Below are 19,517 nucleotides of genomic sequence, written 5' to 3' on the forward strand. Positions count from 1 at the left end.
TTATAAATCAATAGTTTTATATTCGTGTTCTTTTCGTTTTATTTTAATTGTGGCTGTTACACCACCTGTTTCATTGGTTTTAAACGATAAGCCACAGGTTTTATCAAAATATAGCTGAATTCTCAGATTTACATTTGTAAGCCCGTATTTTTCGATTGGTTCGCTGTAGTCCAATTCACGAGTAACGGCTTTATTTAACTCATCTGTATCAGTGCCGCAGCCATTGTCTGCTACCTCAATAAATATATAATCATCTTCAGAATAGACGCGTATTGTTATCATACCGCCTTCTTCAATTTCATCAAAACCATGGATGATAGAATTTTCAACAAGAGGCTGAATTGTTAATTTTACGATTGTACAGTGCAGAAGATTTTCGTCAATGTCATATACAACGTCAAATTTATCCTCAAAGCGTATCTTTTGTATAGATACATAGCTTGATATTTGATTTAATTCGTTTTCTATTGTAGTATATTCGTTGCCTTTATTAAGAGAATGGCGGAAAAAAGTTCCCAATGCGGACACCATTTTACTTATATCCGGTGCATGATGAGCACGTGCCATCCAATGAATTGAGTCAAGGGTATTGTATAAAAAGTGAGGGTTAATTTGAGCTTGCAAAGCCTTAAGTTCAAATATCTTTTGTTTTTTATATAAATCTTCAACATCGGTTATGAGAGAATCTATGGTGTTGAGCATAGAGTTGTAGGACTCACCCAGTTTGCCCATCTCGTCATGAGAGGTTATTTCTATCGGTATACGCTCATAGTTATTTTCAAAGCGTTCCATATGCTTTATAAGCTTTGTTATAGGAGCTGTAAGCCAACGTGTAAAAATAAAAATGAATATTAGAGCGACAAGTAATGCTATAATTCCTGTAGTTATCATTGATTTTTCGATTATATGTATATCACTGTTAAAATCATCAAGTTTTGAAGCACGTACAAGGATAAGAGAGCTGTCCTTGAGCCGGCTATGGTTTATAATATGTTTTTCTTTGTTTATCTGAACAAGCTGAGGCTTATCGGAATCAGCACTTATTGCTTTAAAAAATTCATTTTCGTTTACAAAGTTGTTTATGTAGCTATCATTCCACGTGTTTATTATGTGATTTTCATATACCAAAAAAAGCTTACCTGTATTGTTCATACTTATATGTGCAATATCATTTGTAAATTGCGAAAGATTAACATCTGCACGGATTATTCCGAGTATTTTATGGGTTCTCGTATCTATAAACGCACGAGCAACGCACAACAAGCCATTGGCATCAGAGGAATCCATAACGCACCAGTATGTGCTTCCGTTCAGTTCCTTTGTGTTTTTATACCATACCTCATTTTTGGAATAAACGGAAGCGGTCACATTCGAATCAAACGGAGATGGGTATGATGTACGGTTTTCAATATATAGACTAAGACGTGATACTGTTGCTTTTAAGGGGTCTATTTTTGAAAGTTCTTGTTCTATGGCGGCAATTTCTTCATAAGGAGACGGAGGATTGGACGCAGTCAGCATTTTTTCAATTGTCGAATTGGCTTGAACACTATACAGAATTTGCTCAATATTATTCATGGTATTTGTCATATTATTGACAGCGAGGCCTGTTATCTGTGCGTTATTGTCAGTTGTTTCATTTTCAAATCTTCTTGAAATGCTCGAAAATACGGTTAAACCAAAAATAATGATACATAATATAATAACCGCAATATATGAAAGCAACAATTTTGTACGAAATGACATATTATTGAACTTTTCAGACATGACAAACACCTCCTTTTTATAATATAATAGCCATTGCAAAATACTGAAAATATAAAGTTTATGAATTTTTATGGATATAGCTAATCCGTTTTATCATTATAAAGTTAAATTGGTATATATAAAAACACTTCTATGATATAATTATACCATAACCATATTAAATTTCAAGTCATAAAAATATTTGGCAGAGTAATACAAAAAAATATGCACTATTTAAAGTTTTCCGCTATTTACTAAATAAAGTATTTAGGGTATAATATTATTAGCAAGACTTATAAAGGAAGTGTTTTTAATGAAAAAATTACTTATTTTGTTTTTGCTTGCTTCTGTGATGTTATCAATGTGTTCAGGATGCACAGTGGAGAAAACAGTGGAATCCGCACAGGCTGTTACTGTTTTAAAAGTAATAAAACCAAACTATATCTCAGATTTCACGCAAAATATAGCTGAATTTAATGAAGCAAACCCAGATATTCAAGTAAAATTTATTGATGCACCCACTTCAACAGAAAAGAGGCATCAGCTATATGTTTCGGCGTTAAGTGGTAAAGACAGTTCAATCGATATATACTGGATTAATGATGAGTGGACTAAGGAGTTTGCTGAGCAGAAATACATAAAGGCTCTTGATGGAGAGATTTTATTAGATAATAGCAGATATATAATTGACGCACAGGAAAGATTTTCTGTTAATGATTCTTTTTATGCTATGCCTGTGGGAATGGATACTGATGTTATATTTTATAGGAGCGATAAGATTCATAACGTTCCTGAAACATGGGACGGAATTATAAATCTTTGCCGTAATTCCGATTTCGGACTACCTATTAAACTGGGACTTACTACCTCAGATATTCAAGATATGATGTATAATATTATAGAAATAAAAGAGGCGATGGGCATAAGCTATGCAGAAACGCTTAATCTATATAAGGAATTTATTGAAGAATACAAAGATATTGAAAATTACACTGATACAATAGCCGCCTTTAAAATTGGCAGTGCAGCGATGTTGATGGGAAACAGCTCTTTATGGAAAAAGCTTAATGGTGATACTTCGGCAGTTAAGGGAAATATAATGGTAGCAAGTCTGCCTAATAAAAATCAATTTGTAAGAAGTTATGCCCTTGCAATAAACTCAAATTCAAAAAATCAAGAGGCAGCAATAAGGTTTCTTGATTTTATGAATGGAAAAGAGCAGCAGAGAAGACTATCAAGAGATACATCGCTTATCCCGATAATAAGAGAACTTTATGACGATGAAATGATATTAGATGCAAATCCACATGTGAAGGGAATAAAGCAAAGTGTACAAAATTCAAGCTCTTTTGCAACAGTAAGTATTAATGGAGAGAATCTAAAAAAGCTGGAGGAAGCACTTATTAAATTCTTTAATAATGAAGAAACGTCAATGAATACAGGAAAAATATTTGAGGATTTGATGCAATAAGAATAAACTAATGTGATATTTAACAGGAAAACCACCATAGCCGCAATGTCATTAGTTAATATGATATTGCTTGGCACAAAATGAGAAAATGGTTTGGAAACATGTAGGTATTGAACCGATTTCCAAAAAGTTAGACCACAAATCTAACTTTTGGAAGTCGGTTTTTTGTGGCAAAATATAGTTATGAATTTAAGTTAAAAGTTGTACGGATACTTAAATAGTGATTGTGGTTACAGTCTTGGATTATCATAATAAAATAGTTTGACCACACCACTGATTCGAGTTCACCTCAGTAAAGCACTTTTTTAATTATTTTACATTCAAGTATATTTCTAAACTTAATTCTTTTTGTTTGCCTTAAATTAATGACATTGAACGTAGTTGGTGTTTTCCCTATATGTCTTGAGGCATAGATGGATTGTGACTCGCTCTATACTGCGATGGAGTTTTACCACAGATACGCTGAAATAACTCACTGAAATAGCGGGTGTTGTTGTATCCTACTTTTTCGGCAATATCATATATTTTTAAATCAGTTTTTTCAAGAAGTTCTTTGGCCTTTTCAATTCTTGTCTGTATGAGATAATTTTTGAAAGTTATATTAGTTTCCTTTTTAAATATAACGCTTAAATAGCAAGGTGAAATAAACACTTGCGAAGCAACCGTTTCAAGCGAGGCATCCCTTGCATAATTTTTTTCGACCAGAGCCTTTACTTGAGTTATTATATTTGCAGCCTTTTGTTTTTGAACACTTTCAATATATGATATTATAACATCTGTAATATTTTCAACAAAGGTTTTAAGTTCTGCAGGAGATTGAGTTTTTCTGATTAATGACCACGCATCCGTATTTTTAAAGAGGATTGTTGGATCGCAGTCAATATCATAGAGTGCATCTGAAATTGAAAGAATAAGTGACATACAGCGTCGCTGCTGATTATAAAGATTCATATCAGAACGTTCCATAACGTCGAAAAGCTCCTTGACGCTTTTTTTGCTTTGCTTTTCGTCGTTGTTTTTAAGTGCTTTTATGTAGGTTTCTATCAGTTTTGACTGATATGCCGAAAGCTGTGATTTTGGTTCAATATCATTAATATAAATAATGTTTCCTTGTCCAAGTCTGTCACTGTAATCGAGTGCTTGCAATGCAGAGGTATAGCTTGCCTCAAGTTCGGATATTTCCGAAGTAAAGATACCTATTCCTATATTATAATTAACGTTAAATTCAGTATCAATAAAGTCTCCCAAATTCTCACAACAAGAGAAAAGTTTTTGCTCGGATTCTCCTTCCGGTTCGTTAAAGCAGCAAATAAATACGAGGTCCGAATTACTAAAAAAGGGAATAAAGTTTATTGTTTTAGGAAGATGTTCGATTAGTGCCTCAAAAATCATAAAATTCATTCCGTAGTTGGTACTGTCTGTATCAAGACGTATTACAAATGTCGTCATTGCCGCAGTTTTTTTAGATATCTCAAATAGTTCAAAATCAAGAATACCGTATTGTGCACGATTAAATAAATAATTCAATAGAAAATAACGGCTATTTCTAAGCGTTTTGCGTAATTCAATTTCTTTTTCTGCTTTTTGTTGCTCAAGGTGTATTTCTTTTGTTAATTTGTCAACTATTTTATAAAGTTCAAATTCATCTATCGGTTTTAAAAGATATTGACATACGCCGTTATTAATAGCACTTTGTGCATATTCAAAATCATTGTATCCTGTAAGAAATATAATTTTTGTATTAGGCGAAATTTTATGAATTTGTTCTGAAAGCCATATGCCGTCTTTTGTTGGCATTTTTATATCTGATATAACAATATCGGGAAGCATTTTCTGAAAAAGCTCAAATGCTACCTCACCATTTTTTGCTGTTCCTACTACCTCAATACCTCTGGTATTCCAATCCAGTGAAGCAAGTCCTTCACGTATTATCTTCTCATCGTCACAAATTAACAACTTTACATTCATAATTCTCCATCCTATCTTATCTTTATATTAAACTATATAACATTTTAACATATTTTTATATTATTTCAAGTAGGAAATGATATAAATTTTATTAAAAAAATATGCACATTTTAAAGTTTATCGCTATTTATATTTGAAATACTATGGTGTATAATGTTAAACATAAAGAAAGACCAATATAAAATGTTCTGATAATGGGAAAGGACGAAACGTCTGAACCGTTATCAAAAAAGAAAGGAGATAAAATTATGAGAAAGAAAATTGCGGCATTATTGGCCATGCTAATGCTTGGAGGTGTGCTTACAGGCTGTGGCGGAGGAAACAAGGTTGCAACAGGCGGTGAAGATCCTAATGTTGTACCGGAGGATACATATGAAATCAACTGGTATATGCAGGGTATGCCACAGGAGGATGTTGCTTCCGTAGAGGCTGCTGTTAATGATTATCTTAAGGATAAAATTAACGCTACACTGAAAATGCACAGACTGGAATCAAATCAGTACAGCAAGCAGCTAAACACAATGATAGCGGCGGGTGAATATTTTGATATTGCATGGACAACGCCCGGAGTTCTTACTTATACGGCAAATGCGAGAAACGGTGCATGGCTTGCACTTGATGATTACATTGACACATATATTCCAAAGACAATTGAGCAGCTTGGAGAAATAGCAGACAATGCAAGAGTGGACGGCAAGCTTTATGCGATACCGACATATAAGGAAATGGCAGATTCAAGAGGCTGGACATATCGCAAAGATATTGCCGAAAAATACAATATCAATATGGATAATATTAAGACATTTGACGAACTGTTACCGGTGCTTAAAATGATTAAGGAAAATGAACCAAATATGCAATATCCGATTGACTGGGGCAGTGACAGAACACCTGAAGCTCTTATGAAGTACGAGGAAATCGCAGGAACAGCCGTTATTTTCTACGATACAGATAAATATGACGGCAAGGTTGTAAATCTTGTAGAAACTCCGGAATATCTTGAAGCATGCAAATGGGCTAATAAGCTTTATAACGAAGGTCTTGTAAAGAAAGACATTATGACTGCTACAGATTTTGAGCAGAGATTAAAGGACGGAAAAACTTTCTGTTATGTGGACTTCTTAAAACCAGGTAAGGCCAAGGAAACTTCCGCTAAGTTTGATTTTGAACTTGACCAATCAACAGTATCGGATATATGGCAGGATAATGGAGCCGGAACAGGTTCGATGCTTGCTGTTTCAAGAACATCAAAGAATCCGGAAAGAGTTCTTCGTTTCCTTGAACTACTTAACACTGATGCGACTCTCAGCAACCTTATCAACTATGGTATTGAAGGAAAACATTACACCAAGATTGATGATAATACTATAACAATTCCGGATGATACATCGTATACATTACAAGGTTATCAGTGGATGCAGGGAAATGTATTCCTAAATTATCTTACAGAAGGAGAAAGCCCTGATAAGGTTGAGGCTCTGAAAGCATTTAACGCAGAGGCTAAGAAACCTATCGATTACGGCTTTAAATTCGATAATACTGCGGTAGAAGCGGAAATAGCGGCATGTCAGACAGTTAAGAGCGAGTATCGTAAACAGGTAATTATGGGTTCAATGGACCCTGAGCCGATTATGAAAGAATATGCCGCTAAACTTAAGGCTGCCGGCATTGACAAAATTATTGAAGAAGCACAGAAACAGTATGATGAATTTCTTGCGAACAAGAACAAGCAATAACAAGAACAAATAATTAGGTATAAGTATAGCGGTCTTTGACCGCTATACTTATATGAGGGATATTTAGGAGATTTAGTTATGAAGAAATTAGTTTCATTAATTATCGCAATGTCAATATTTTTTTCAATAAACTGTGCTATCTTTGCGACAAACGTGTCATATATGGCTGATTTTGAGTCTGCAGATGCGAAATTTGGTAATAGCACAACATATAGCGGAACTAAAAACACAGCTGGCGATTATAGTGATTTTGTCAAACCGGAATGGGTAGCCGATGGTGGAAAGGAAAATTCAACAGGACTTCGCATAACCTACAAAGCTGCGACATGGTATGCAGGCGAGGTTTTCTTCCCAATTCCTGTAGCTTGGCAAAACGGTGCGGATGCTGAGTACCTTAATTTTGATTACAATGGCAAAGGTATTGTAAATATCAGCCTGTCAACAGGAAGTGCCGCAACAGACACTCTTACGAAAGGTACAAAGTACAGTTATAAACTTAATGCCGATACAAACGGTGAATGGCAAAGTATAAGTATTCCACTTTCGGAATTTAAAAATAACGGAAATCCTGTAACAATAGCCAATATAGGCTGCGTGACATTCCAAGCGGGCGAAAACGGAGGTTTGAGTAACAGTGCCTCTGAAACGAAAGCAATGACGGCAGCGGAGCTTGAAGCGAAAGCGAGAAACGGAAGTATAATCTTTGACAATATGGAGTTGTCCAATGTCGGAGAGAATGTTCTTAATCCAAATGCAACACCGGAACCTACAGAGAAACCGGATAATACAACAAGAACCATAGATTTTGATACTTATACTCTCAGTCATAAGCAGACCTGGGCAGGATTCAATAACAATGATAAGACCTACAGTGACAGTATAAAGTCAGAAATAACTGAAAACGGTAAAGAAGGTTGTGCTCTTGAACTGACTTACAAAGCTGCCACATGGTATGCCGGAGAGATATTTATGTCAATACCAAAGGAATGGGCAATAAATAAAAATTCAGAGTGTCTTGAATTTGATGCTAAGGGACAAGGAAAAATAAAAATATCTCTTGAAACGGGCGAGGTTGTAAACGGAATACGATATGGTCATGCAGTGACTATAAACACAAATGATGAATGGCAAAAAATCAGTGTGCCACTTTCTGAATTTGTAAATAACGGTAATGAAGTGCCGTTGACAGATGTGGTAGGAATGGCTTTTTCTGCGGCAGAAAGTGGAAACCTCGATAACAATGCTGAAGAAACAAAGATGATGAGTGCAGATGAACTTGAAGAAAAAGCTGTAACAGGATGTGTAGTAATAGATAACATCACGCTTGCGGAACAGGATACAACTTCCCCGACAGCTGCTCCGGAAGCGACAACTCAACCGACAGGAATATCGTATGTTGCGGATTTTGAAACAGCGGATACTAAGTTCGCAAGCGGTAAGACATGGGGAGGATTCAAAAATAAGTCGAATGATTATCAAGACTATATAAAAGCAAAATGGCTGCAGGACGGCGGAGTTGATGGAAGTACGGCTTTCTGTGTTTACTATCAATCGGCAACTTATTATGCCGGCGAAATTTTTGTGCCGGCTCCCGCAGTGTGGACAAATAACGGTGCAAAGGGGGCTGAGTACCTAAACTTTGATTATAAGGGTAAAGGAGCTGTAAAAATAAGTTTTTCAACGGGCAACACTGCCGATGGAACGCTTACAAGTGGTACACGTTATACGAGGAGATTTGAACTTGATTCTCATGGCGATTGGGCGAAAATCAGTGTTCCGCTTTCGGAGTTTGTAAATGGTGAAAATGCTGTTAATATGACTGAGATAGGCACTGTTACATTTCAAGCGGCTGAGAATGCCAATCTTGATAATAATTCAGACGACACAAAGGCAATGAGTGCAGATGAACTTAAAGAGATAGCGAGAACTGGTGAGATTATCTTTGATAATATGACACTGTCGGAAACAGAAGGAAAAACAACTCTGTTTTCATCTGTTAAAGTAACAGCGGAAATTGACGGAAAGGAAATCACTAATCTTACAAATGGAGATATAAAAATAAAAGCGATAGCATCTGATATTGAAAAAGATACAAATATGGTAATGATTGTAGCTGTATATAAAGAAAACGGTGTGATTGATACAGTTCGTATGGCTGAGCAGAAAATAATCGGAGACGGTGAATTGATGCTTGACTTGAATGTTACAGATGCTGAGCATCAAACTATGAAAGTGTTTATATTTGATGATTTTACAAATCTTCACCCGATAATCAATGTGACAAACTTTTTATAAATTAAACCACCTAGCTTAAAGTTTACCTCATTTTAATGAAAAATAGTACATGTTATAATAATTGCAAGATAAAGAGATTTATATATCTCTTTAATCATTGCAATTATTAAGTTTTTAAGGAGTGGATGAGACGTGAAAAAAAAGAAAAGCCTTATAAGAGATTTAAAAGAAAATGGTTCCTTGCTCTCAATGTGCATTCCAGGATTAATATTTTTTATACTGTTTAATTATTTGCCAATGTTTGGTATTATAATTGCGTTTAAGCAGTATCGTTATGATCTTGGAATATGGGCAAGCCCGTGGAATGGACTCAAAAATTTTGAGTTCATGTTTAGCAGTCCGGACGCATGGGTTATTACGAGAAATACGATAGCATATAATTTGTTGTTTATTTTCGGCGGTCTTGTATTTAATGTGGCAATGGCAATCGGACTTTCTGAATTGAGGAATAAAGCAGTTTCAAAGCTGTGCCAGACAGTAGTAATTATGCCGCATTTCTTATCATACGTAATTGTAAGCTTTCTTGTGCTGGCATTTCTTCACGTTGAGAACGGTCTGATAAATAGAAGTCTTATTCCGGCACTTGGATTAGAAGGTGTAGACTGGTACTCAAATCCGAAATACTGGCCATGGATTCTTGTTATAGTAAACTTTTGGAAAACAACGGGATATGGCAGTGTTGTATATCTTGCAGGTATAGCAGGAATTGACACCTCGCTTTATGAAGCCGCTAAGGTTGACGGAGCATCTCGATGGCAGCAAATACGATACATAACATTGCCGGCACTTGTTCCTCTTATGGTAGTTCTTACAATTTTAAATGTCGGAAAGATATTCAATTCTGATTTTGGTTTATTCTATCAAGTGCCGTTAAATACCGGTGCCCTTTATCCGGCTACAAATGTTATCAGTACATACGTATATAATATGTTGATGTCAGCGGGTACGGGAAGTGTAGGAATGGCTTCAGCGGCAGCTTTTTATCAATCAATTGTTGGATTTATACTTGTTATGACAACTAATTTTATTGTGAAGAAAATAAGCCCCGAAAACGCATTATTCTAAAAGGAGGTATAACAGTGAAGAAACAAGAAATTAATATCATAGATAGTATCAAACAGCCGGAAGTTAAAGCTCCGGCTAAGAAAAAAAGACGTAAAATCAAAGTTTCGGACATTATTCTTTATTTTATATTTTTTCTTATTGTAGTAGCTTGTGTTTATCCTTTGCTCGTGGTTCTTGGAGCATCGTTTACAAGTGAATCGGCAATTTCAGAGTTTGGTTTTCATGCTATTCCTAAAGAATGGAGTCTTGATGCTTATAGATATATAATTACATCTAAAGAAACGATTTTAAGAGCATATGGTGTAACTATTTTTGTTACGATTGTAGGAACTCTTATGAGTACATTGGTGGTTGCACTATATGCATATCCGCTTTCCAGAAAGGATTTTAAATACAGAAAACTGTTTACATTTATAGCGTTTTTTACAATGCTTTTCAGTGGTGGAACAGTGGCAGGATATATGGTGACAACAGGCATTCTTAATCTGAAGAACAGTATATGGGTACTTATTTTTCCTTATGTTATGAATGCATGGCACGTAATTGTAATGAGGTCATTCTATTCAATGTCAATACCGACTGCAATAATAGAGGCGGCGAAGATAGACGGGGCAAATGAGTATCAGATATATTTTAAGATTGTTCTGCACATATCTTTACCTGGATTGGCAACGATTGCACTGTTTGCAACACTTACTTACTGGAATGACTGGTGGCTTCCGCTTCTTTATATAACAGAGCCTCAAAAATATAATCTCCAGTATCTTCTACAAAGTATGATTTCAAATATTCAGAATTTGACCGAAAATTCAGCTCAGATGGGTTCGGCAAATCTTCTCGCTAATGTTCCTAAGGAAGGTGCGAGAATGGCACTTTGTATAATAGCGACTTTACCTATATTGTTTGTTTATCCGTTTTTCCAGAAATATTTTATTCAAGGATTGACGGTAGGTTCAGTAAAAGAATAATTTTATATTTATTCGGATAAGGAGTTCACTATGAAAATAAAAAGAGTTATTAGTTGCTTACTTGTTGCAGTTTTTAGCATGTCATTGTTGCTTGTACAGGAATCAGCACAAGCTAAAATTGGAACGGTACAAAAGATATTACCCTCGGAGCTTCATGTTGAAGGCAGATACATATATAATGCTGAAGGCGAAAAGGTTAGGCTTACCGGAGCGAATATTCCGGATTTGCAGTGGGCCACAGGCGGAGATAATGACCTTATGAAGAGAGTAGGACTTCTTTGTGACAGTTGGAATGCAAATTGTGTTCGTTTGTGCGTTCATTCTAAATTTTGGTTTGGACAAGAATGGTATCAGGGTAAGAGTTATGGTGATTACCGCAAAATGGTTGATAATGTAATTAATCAAATTACATCACGCGGAAAGTATGTAATACTTAATCTGCATGAATTTTATGCTATTACAGAACAGCAGAAGGATTTCTGGAATGATGCAGTAGAGGTTTATGGAAATAATCCGGGAGTTATATTTGGTTTGCTCAATGAACCTCATGATATTGACTGGGAAATGTGGCGTAACGGCGGTATGCTTGAAACTACCGATAGCTATGGAAAGAAAACACAGCGTGTATATGGCCATCAAGAAATTCTGGATATGATACGCAACAAGGGTGCAAAAAATATTGTAATTGCGGGCGGTCTTGATTGGTCATACTATTTTGACGGTCTGTGCGATGGATATAACGGCATGGAACATGGCTATAAATTAGAGGATAAAACGGGTAACGGTGTAATCTATGACACACACATTTATCCAATGAAGCCGGAATATAATCCGGTTGAAAAAGCCGTAGAGTGTCTTGTAGATGAAGCTCCTATACTTGTGGGTGAATATGGACACTGGGGAGAAAGACTTTTTGACTGGTATGACAATTATCTTTGCGAATATCCACATGTATGGATGAATGAAATCCATGATTTTATTGACCGTAATGAACTTAACTATACGGCATGGTCTTTTCACACGGGTGCAAATCCAAATATGTTTATGGACTATGACACATTTACACCATCAAATTATTCGGGTATATATATGAAATATAAAATGCTTCAAGAGCCTGAAACACGTCCGGAGGAAAAAGATAGACAGTATGTCGACCCATCACCACTTTCGACTTGGGAACATATTATTGATTTTGACGATAATACCGTGGACTTTAAAGTGTATGGCAAAGAAGTAAGGACAGAACGAACAGATAGTGGTTATGAAGGCAGAGGTCAGCTTATTGATTTTGACAGAAGCTGTGTTGATAGTTGGGACAGTGCTGCGATTGCTGATTTTGATAAAGATACTGATTTGAGCGGTGCAAAATGGCTTGCCGTGAGAATAAAAGGCGACGGTGATATGCGTAAAATCGGAATTGGACTTGAGTTGAAAGATGGTAGATTATTTACAACTTATATGCAGATGGATTTACATGATAACTGGAAGGACTGGTTTTTTCCATTAAGCTTGTTTAAGAATGAGCAAGGGATACTTGATACAACACAAATTAAGTCTGTACTCTTTACATCTCTTGATGACGGTCCCGGCAGTTTTATAATTGATAATATAAAAGTAGGAGGACTGCCATACGAAGAAATAAAGCCTTTTACGGTATCGAGCGTTACCCAAAAGGAAAGTATGACATGGAAGGCATGGGAAGACGATGAAAACACAGAAACAGACTCGTTTACTGTTACTAATGCAGTTGAAGAAAGCAGGGGACAAGGCTCGAATCCTGTTATGTTTAGCTATAATTGCCCTGAAGGTTCGTATGGAGGGCAGGCGAGGGCAACAATCCCTAAGTCTTGGGATATAGGCGATGCTGAATATTTTACATTTTGGGCAAAGGGCGATGGTTCTAAGCAACGCTTTATACTGCGTTTTGAACAGGAAAAAGGTACAAATCAAAATGAACAGCGTTCAAATTTCAAGAAACGTGAGTTTGAAAGATTTTGTATCGCATTCGATGTCAACAGCACGGAATGGAAACAGTATAAATTTAGGATAAGCGACCTCGGTATGAGCGATATGCTTCATCTTAACAAGGTAAGATATATCAGTCTTTTTAATATGACACTAAACTCTTCGGGACGACTTTGGATTGACGATTTTGCTTTTACGAATATTGGTGATAAACTCACAGGACAATCAGTAAGCCATGCAACGCCGGTCAAATCGGAACCGATAGGTGAACTGGTTACAAAATATCCTGCAAACAAAGCAATTCAAATTCCAAAGACATTTGAGGTTGAGGCAGGAATTGAAGAACATATTTCAATTCATATTATGAATAAAACGGAGCATGAGCTAAATGGTGAACTAAAGGTTGAGGGATTGCCTGTTGACAATGTTGATAATGCACTTTACAAGGTTTATCCGAAATGGGTTTCATATCCGCATTGGCCGTGGAGAAATTATTCGTATAGTAACTTTAAATTTACCATTCCTAAGGATAAAAAGGGAGAATATACAATAACCGTATCGGATGTATCGAATAACGGTATTGAGCCGCAGACCTATAAACTGATAGTAAAATAGAATGGAGGCAGAGAATGAGGATGATTAAAAAAATCTGTTCGGTTATATGTGCCGCTGTAATTGCTCTTGGTGGTGTAAACATTGTTGTAACCGCACAGGATACAGAATCACAAATCAAATATAACTATAAGATTTCAATGGAAAGTGACTCTGACTTTCGTATGGTCTACGGTTATAACGGAGGTACTATAAGCACTAAAAAAAGCTATGTATCAGGTAAGTATGGAAATGCTATGCAGATAACATATCCGGGACATGAGATTTCCGACCCATCAAAAAGATACAATGGCTTTGTAATGCAGTTTAAGAGCGAGCCGATAGAACTTGCTAATGAAAGTATTTCAATGCTTGACCTTATGAGAGATACAAAAAATATTTCCATGTGGGTACATACACCTCAGACAGTTGACCACGGGAATGGTGCAGCAGAGCATCGTGTTCTTGAAATCGCCATGGAGTATTCAAGTACAGAGGGGAACAAGAAGTATTCAAAAAAGTTCCAACTTCCAAACAACGGCGAATGGGAATACATAACAATACCGACATCTGCGTTTAAGTCCGGGTCAGTAACGATGGACCAAGGAATACAGAGCGATATTTATACGGCACTTAATCAAATGACAATAATTTTCCCGTATAAAGATTATTTTGGTGCTAATCCGACTTCAGATACACTTGAAACACCGTGGGAAGAACCATTGAAGATTGACGAAATACTTTTTGACCGTTCTACAGATGAAGTAAAGGCAATAACCCCGCCGTCAACCGGAGAAGAAGCGTATTTTGAAAATGCAAATATTTCAGAAGTTTTTGTAAAGGGAGTAAAAGTCGAGGACTTTGACAAAAACGCGTCATCAAATAATATTCCTGTGCCGGCGTCATATACTGCGGAGGATATTAAGAAAAATGTAACCGTAGATGTTGAGACACCTACTATTCCAAAGACCAATACACGCCAAGAACTTACGGGTGCATCATATGAAATAACCGCTCCTGAGTCTGTTCCCGGAAACGGAATGATTACAATCACTTCAGGCAGCAGAAAAGTAAAGAAAACATATAATGTAAACTTCACTGCCAGAAGCAGTATACAACCGGAAGTGAGCGATATTGAAGAAAACGGAAATAATATAAGTGTACCGGTGACAAATGAATCATCGAGTGTTTCCGTTGAAGCATGTGCTCTCGCAGTTGTAAAAAACAACGATGGAGTATGTACAAGTGCGTCTTTTGCTGAGCAACGCAGTATTGGTGCGGGTGATACAACAACATTTAATTTTAACATCAAAAAAGAAAGTGATAGTTCGGTAGAGATATACATTTTTAATAATGAAACCGATTATAAACTCTTATGCCCGCCTATAGAAGTGGGAAGCGGAGTAATGCAATACACTGCACCTTCCGGAACGATTTTTGAAAGTCATATAATAGCTTCTGACGGTGGTGAAACTATAAACATAAACGGAACCGTCACAGGAGATGGAACTGCATTTGTTGTGTTTAAAAAAGATGATAAATATATAGGTGCGTATACTATTAATACTGAAAATAATACAATAAACAGTGCTATTCATACCGGTGGAATGGCATATGGACAAATATATGCGGTTTTATCGTATGGAAATACAGTATCGAGAAAATTTTATAATGCCTCGCAGACAGAAATAAACTCATGTATAAGCGAGTATAAAACTCTCGGCACTACCGAATCTGATTGTGCAAATTATTTTGAAAAATATAAGGCAATAATAAATCTTGACAATTATTTGTCACAGGAATTAACATTGTCTGAAATTGCAAAAGCCGTGTCGGTTGCCGACAGAAACGTATCAGCAGTAAGCGATATACGAAAAAACATCGGTGAAGAACTTGTAGTTAAGCTTTTAAACAAAACAAATTCAATTCAAACTTTAAAAGAGATATATTCCTCATATAATGACTTGGCTGAACTTGACGGAGGAACCGATTATTTTAAAAAGTATATAACATCTGATAGTTTACTCAGCAATGTTCTTTCGGCTACGGCAAAAAATGATTATGATTCTATAGAATCGTTGAGAAGTGCATTTAATGAAAATGCTCTGCTTGTGGCTTTTGGATGCGTAAATGGTTATGGTGAGATTGGCAATCTTATTTCAGAAAATAAGAATATACTTGCACCTTATATCAGTTATAGCAGCCTTGAGGGACTTAGTGCCAGTAATCGTACAGGATATTATAAATATGTAACTGAAAAAAGAGTGGAGTCGTTGTCATCTTTAGGGACATTGCTTGATGAGTACATGAATTCTATCAGTAAAAATCCAAATAAAACGAACGGGATAGGCTCAGTATCAGGAAACGGTTCGGGAAAAGGCAGTACATCTATGATAGTTTCGCAAGTGACCGGAAATGATACTGTGTCATCTGAAAAAGACAATAAAATATTTACAGATGTAAATACGGACCATTGGGCGTATACTGCGATAAATTCATTAAAAAATCTTGGAGTTATCAGCGGACGCGGAGACGGAAGCTTTGGCACAGATAATTCCGTAACCCGTGAGGAGTTTGTTAAGATGCTTCTTGGAATTTTCGGAAAGGAAACGGAAAATGTTGATAATAAGTTCAGTGATGTGGATGAGAATAAGTGGTATGCTCCATATGTAAATACTGCTGCCGATATGGGTATCGTAAGTGGAATTGAGGAAGATATATTCGGTGTGGGAGAAAAAATTACACGTCAAGATATGTCAGTTCTTATAGTACGATATCTTAAGCAAGAAAACTGTGAATTGAACGGTGCTGCGATAGATAGCTTTACAGATGATGGTGATATTTCTGATTATGCTAAAGATAGCGTGTATGCACTAAAAAATCTTGGACTTATAAACGGTATGGGTGATGGAAGCTTTATGCCGAGGGCAAATGCAACAAGAGCACAGACTGCTCAGATACTTTACTCTGTATCTCTGTTTATGAAATCAAGAAACATATCGTATACGAATTTGACAGGCAGTGACAGATATATGCTTCTTGCCGGAAAGTTTATGGCACTGGATATAATTCCTTTTCCTAACGAGGAAAACGGTATTGTAACGAAAGGTCAGTTTGCAAAATATCTGGCAGGTTTTGTGAATGCTAAAAATTATGAGAAAAGCGATGACAAGACCATATTCAGTGATGTGGTGCCCGGAAGTACATATTACAATGAAATTCGATTTCTTTATGATAACGGTTATATTGATAAGAACAACTCAGTATTTGGGGCTGACAATCCGATAACTCTGGGTGAGGTTGCTATTATCATGTGCCGTGTACTGGGATATGATGTTTATGCTATCGAGAACGGCGGTAATATCAGTTCATACTACAGTGTAGCGGTAAGCAACGATATTATTCCGAATTTGAGAAAGACTATTGATGATACGCTTTCTTTTATGGATATATTGGAGATATTTGATTCGGCGTCCAAGGCATATATGGTTGTGGATGATTTGGATAAATCGTCAATATACTCTATTTCTAATATAACACCTTTGTATTATTATCATAGAATACTTACTCTTGATGATATAGTATATGTATGTGGAACTCGCACATTAGACGGAAGTGGAGGTCTTAGTGCAGATGAAGTGAGAATAGGTTCTTATAGTTTCAGTACGGATATAAAAGATGTATACAGATACCTTGGTTACAGAGTAAACGCTTTTTACGTTGAAGATGATGAAACTCTAAAATTTATTGAGCCGAACCAGAAAAATAATGTCCTTTCATTAGAGCAGGACTTGATTTCAGACTTTGATGGTTCTGTATTGAAATATTATAAAAATGAAACAACAAACTCGGAGAAGAAAGAAACACTTCCGAAGACAATAAATCGCTTGTATAATTACAATTATGTTGCTGAATATGATACAGAAGACATTAAAAACGCTGATGAGGTTATTCTGATAGACAGTAACAATGATGGAATGTATGATACAGTAAATGTAATCAGAGAAGCAATATACTGTATAAATCAGCTTACACCGTATGAAAATACATTATATGATTATTATAATCAGCCGTCGATAAAACTTAATGATTTGGAAACTGTAATTGTATATGACACTGACGAAAAGTTTACATCGATAGGAAATTTAAAGATTTATGATATTCTTTCAGTTATCGAGGATAAACAAAAAGAAAATGCTGTAATTTACATATCGAGGGAAGAAGCTGACGGAGTTGTTAAGAGGACTGCTCGAAACAACGGGAATTTAACAGTTAGTATTGATGATGCGGAGTATGACTTGACAGATATTCTTGCGGCACAAAATACAACATATTCATTATTGTCAGTAGGAAATGCTGTCAGTGTATTGCTTGACCATCGTGGCAGAATAGCATATGCCGAATTTGATGACAATGATGAGGTAAATAACTTTGCATATCTTGCACAAGCTTTTCCGGCAGAGCATAGCGATGGACCATACCTAAAAGTATATACTACATCCGGAAATATGGAAACATTAGAGTTCGCACGGAATGCAAAGGTAAATAACAAAAAAGTAAATGAATATACAGACATTGAAAAGCTATTCAAGGATGTAAATACAGACCCGGATTCAGTTAATCAGCTTATAAGATACAAGCTGAATAATAATGGTGAAATTCAGTCAGTAAAAACTGCACAATATGTAGATGCTGACGAGCTTTATACAACGGCAAGTGTATTCACCCGCAGCACAGACCTTTCTGACACATACTATAATGCAAACTATAGGAGTTTCCCGGGTTATGCAAGACTTTCGGAGAAGACAAAAATAATGTATGTTCCGGCGAGCAAATCATTAATGGACGACTCCCAATATTATGAGATAAAGCAATTTAAAGATTTGAAGTCTGCAACTTTTGGTACGGTGGAACTATATAATATGTCTAAGGACATGGTAGCGGGAATTGCCGTAATACGTTCGGATAATGCAGGAGGAAATGAGCTCACTTACAGTTCTGTTATGGCGGCGGTTAAGAATGTTTCGCTCACTTCTGTTGATGATGACGAGCGTTATTTACTAACTCTTTTATACAATGGTACAGAACAGGAATTTGTGACCGCTGAGGGAGTAGAACTTGAAAGACAGTATAATAGCAGCGAAGGACCTGTTACATCAACCATTGACGAGGGAGACCTTATAAGGATTGCAACGAATGCTAATAATGAAATTGTTGACTATCATAAAATATTTGATTTTGATAACAATGATAATCCCGATGTGGTAATCAGAGGCAATGAATACGGAGAAACAAAGTCATATATCGGTTCTGCAAAGACACTTATCGCATTTGATGACATGGCTGCTAATCCTGATACCGATGTTGTATCGGGACGTATATGGCAAGGCAAAAATCCATACTGGTTCACCGGTGTTCAATATTCAACGGAATTTGGCATTGTAAAATCAATAACAGGTTCATCAATGATTATACAGACATATCCGGGAACAGCAGGAAGCAACAGTCTGGAATGCGAAAGATACTTCAATCTTAAAAATAATCGTGTATATATTTTGGAGGACAGTCGCGAAGGAGTTCATTTGGGAAGTCTTGATGATATAATTCCATCTAATCTTGCAGGAGAGGCAAAAGCTTCGAGAGTGATTATTTCAAGACATAACGATGTGCCATCGATTGCGGCAATAGTAATACGATAAAGGGGGAAGTAAC

The 19,517-nt window shown here is 36.2% G+C and carries 9 protein-coding genes; 7 read left to right on the plus strand and 2 right to left on the minus strand.

Annotated features, from left to right (window positions below):
• Window positions 1–1,767 carry a cache domain-containing sensor histidine kinase gene (locus tag LKE05_RS07630; protein WP_308456437.1) on the minus strand — a complete coding sequence of 589 codons (1,767 nt, stop codon included), beginning with the start codon at window positions 1,765–1,767 and terminating at the stop codon, window positions 1–3.
• Between the two features lie 292 nt (window positions 1,768–2,059).
• Between LKE05_RS07630 and LKE05_RS07635 the strand changes: the two genes are divergently transcribed.
• Entirely contained in the window at window positions 2,060–3,217 is a 1,158-nt protein-coding gene (locus LKE05_RS07635; RefSeq protein ID WP_147514799.1) for an extracellular solute-binding protein, read from the plus strand.
• A gap of 393 nt (window positions 3,218–3,610) precedes the next feature.
• On the opposite strand, the gene LKE05_RS07640 is transcribed toward LKE05_RS07635, so the two are convergent.
• On the minus strand, window positions 3,611–5,185 hold the full coding sequence (locus LKE05_RS07640; RefSeq protein WP_147514798.1) for a response regulator: 1,575 nt from the start codon (window positions 5,183–5,185) through the stop codon (window positions 3,611–3,613).
• 248 nt (window positions 5,186–5,433) lie between these two features.
• Between LKE05_RS07640 and LKE05_RS07645 the strand changes: the two genes are divergently transcribed.
• The 6 genes from LKE05_RS07645 to LKE05_RS07670 all read left to right on the plus strand — a co-directional run bounded on the left by LKE05_RS07645 (window position 5,434) and on the right by LKE05_RS07670 (window position 19,504).
• Window positions 5,434–6,921, plus strand: a complete 1,488-nt coding sequence (locus LKE05_RS07645) for an ABC transporter substrate-binding protein (RefSeq protein ID WP_308456438.1) — start codon at window positions 5,434–5,436, stop codon at window positions 6,919–6,921.
• 78 nt (window positions 6,922–6,999) lie between these two features.
• Complete coding sequence (locus tag LKE05_RS07650) at window positions 7,000–9,216, plus strand: CIA30 family protein (RefSeq protein WP_022229582.1); 2,217 nt, start codon at window positions 7,000–7,002, stop codon at window positions 9,214–9,216.
• Between the two features lie 189 nt (window positions 9,217–9,405).
• Window positions 9,406–10,281 (plus strand): ABC transporter permease, encoded by an 876-nt coding sequence (locus tag LKE05_RS07655; protein ID WP_117966605.1) that lies wholly within the window; start codon window positions 9,406–9,408, stop codon window positions 10,279–10,281.
• Between the two features lie 14 nt (window positions 10,282–10,295).
• Complete coding sequence (locus LKE05_RS07660) at window positions 10,296–11,249, plus strand: carbohydrate ABC transporter permease (protein WP_022229584.1); 954 nt, start codon at window positions 10,296–10,298, stop codon at window positions 11,247–11,249.
• 30 nt (window positions 11,250–11,279) lie between these two features.
• Window positions 11,280–13,829 carry a cellulase family glycosylhydrolase gene (locus LKE05_RS07665; protein WP_022229585.1) on the plus strand — a complete coding sequence of 850 codons (2,550 nt, stop codon included), beginning with the start codon at window positions 11,280–11,282 and terminating at the stop codon, window positions 13,827–13,829.
• Between the two features lie 14 nt (window positions 13,830–13,843).
• The gene (locus tag LKE05_RS07670) at window positions 13,844–19,504 is read left to right on the plus strand and encodes an S-layer homology domain-containing protein (protein WP_308456440.1); all 5,661 of its coding nucleotides are present in this window, start codon (window positions 13,844–13,846) and stop codon (window positions 19,502–19,504) included.
• The last annotated feature ends 13 nt before the right edge of the window (window positions 19,505–19,517 follow it).

It is taken from the genome of Hominilimicola fabiformis (assembly GCF_020687385.1).
Lineage (GTDB): Bacteria > Bacillota > Clostridia > UBA1381 > UBA1381 > Hominilimicola > Hominilimicola fabiformis.

What these genes read in the sequence shown, in the direction of transcription:
- LKE05_RS07655 (WP_117966605.1), top strand. Translation starts at nt 9,406, where the DNA reads ATGTGCATTCCAGGATTAATATTTTTTATACTGTTTAATTATTTGCCA.
- LKE05_RS07665 (WP_022229585.1), top strand. Translation starts at nt 11,280, where the DNA reads ATGAAAATAAAAAGAGTTATTAGTTGCTTACTTGTTGCAGTTTTTAGC.
- LKE05_RS07640 (WP_147514798.1), bottom strand. Translation starts at nt 5,185, where the DNA reads ATGAATGTAAAGTTGTTAATTTGTGACGATGAGAAGATAATACGTGAA.
- LKE05_RS07645 (WP_308456438.1), top strand. Translation starts at nt 5,434, where the DNA reads ATGAGAAAGAAAATTGCGGCATTATTGGCCATGCTAATGCTTGGAGGT.
- LKE05_RS07635 (WP_147514799.1), top strand. Translation starts at nt 2,060, where the DNA reads ATGAAAAAATTACTTATTTTGTTTTTGCTTGCTTCTGTGATGTTATCA.
- LKE05_RS07630 (WP_308456437.1), bottom strand. Translation starts at nt 1,767, where the DNA reads ATGTCTGAAAAGTTCAATAATATGTCATTTCGTACAAAATTGTTGCTT.
- LKE05_RS07650 (WP_022229582.1), top strand. Translation starts at nt 7,000, where the DNA reads ATGAAGAAATTAGTTTCATTAATTATCGCAATGTCAATATTTTTTTCA.
- LKE05_RS07670 (WP_308456440.1), top strand. Translation starts at nt 13,844, where the DNA reads ATGAGGATGATTAAAAAAATCTGTTCGGTTATATGTGCCGCTGTAATT.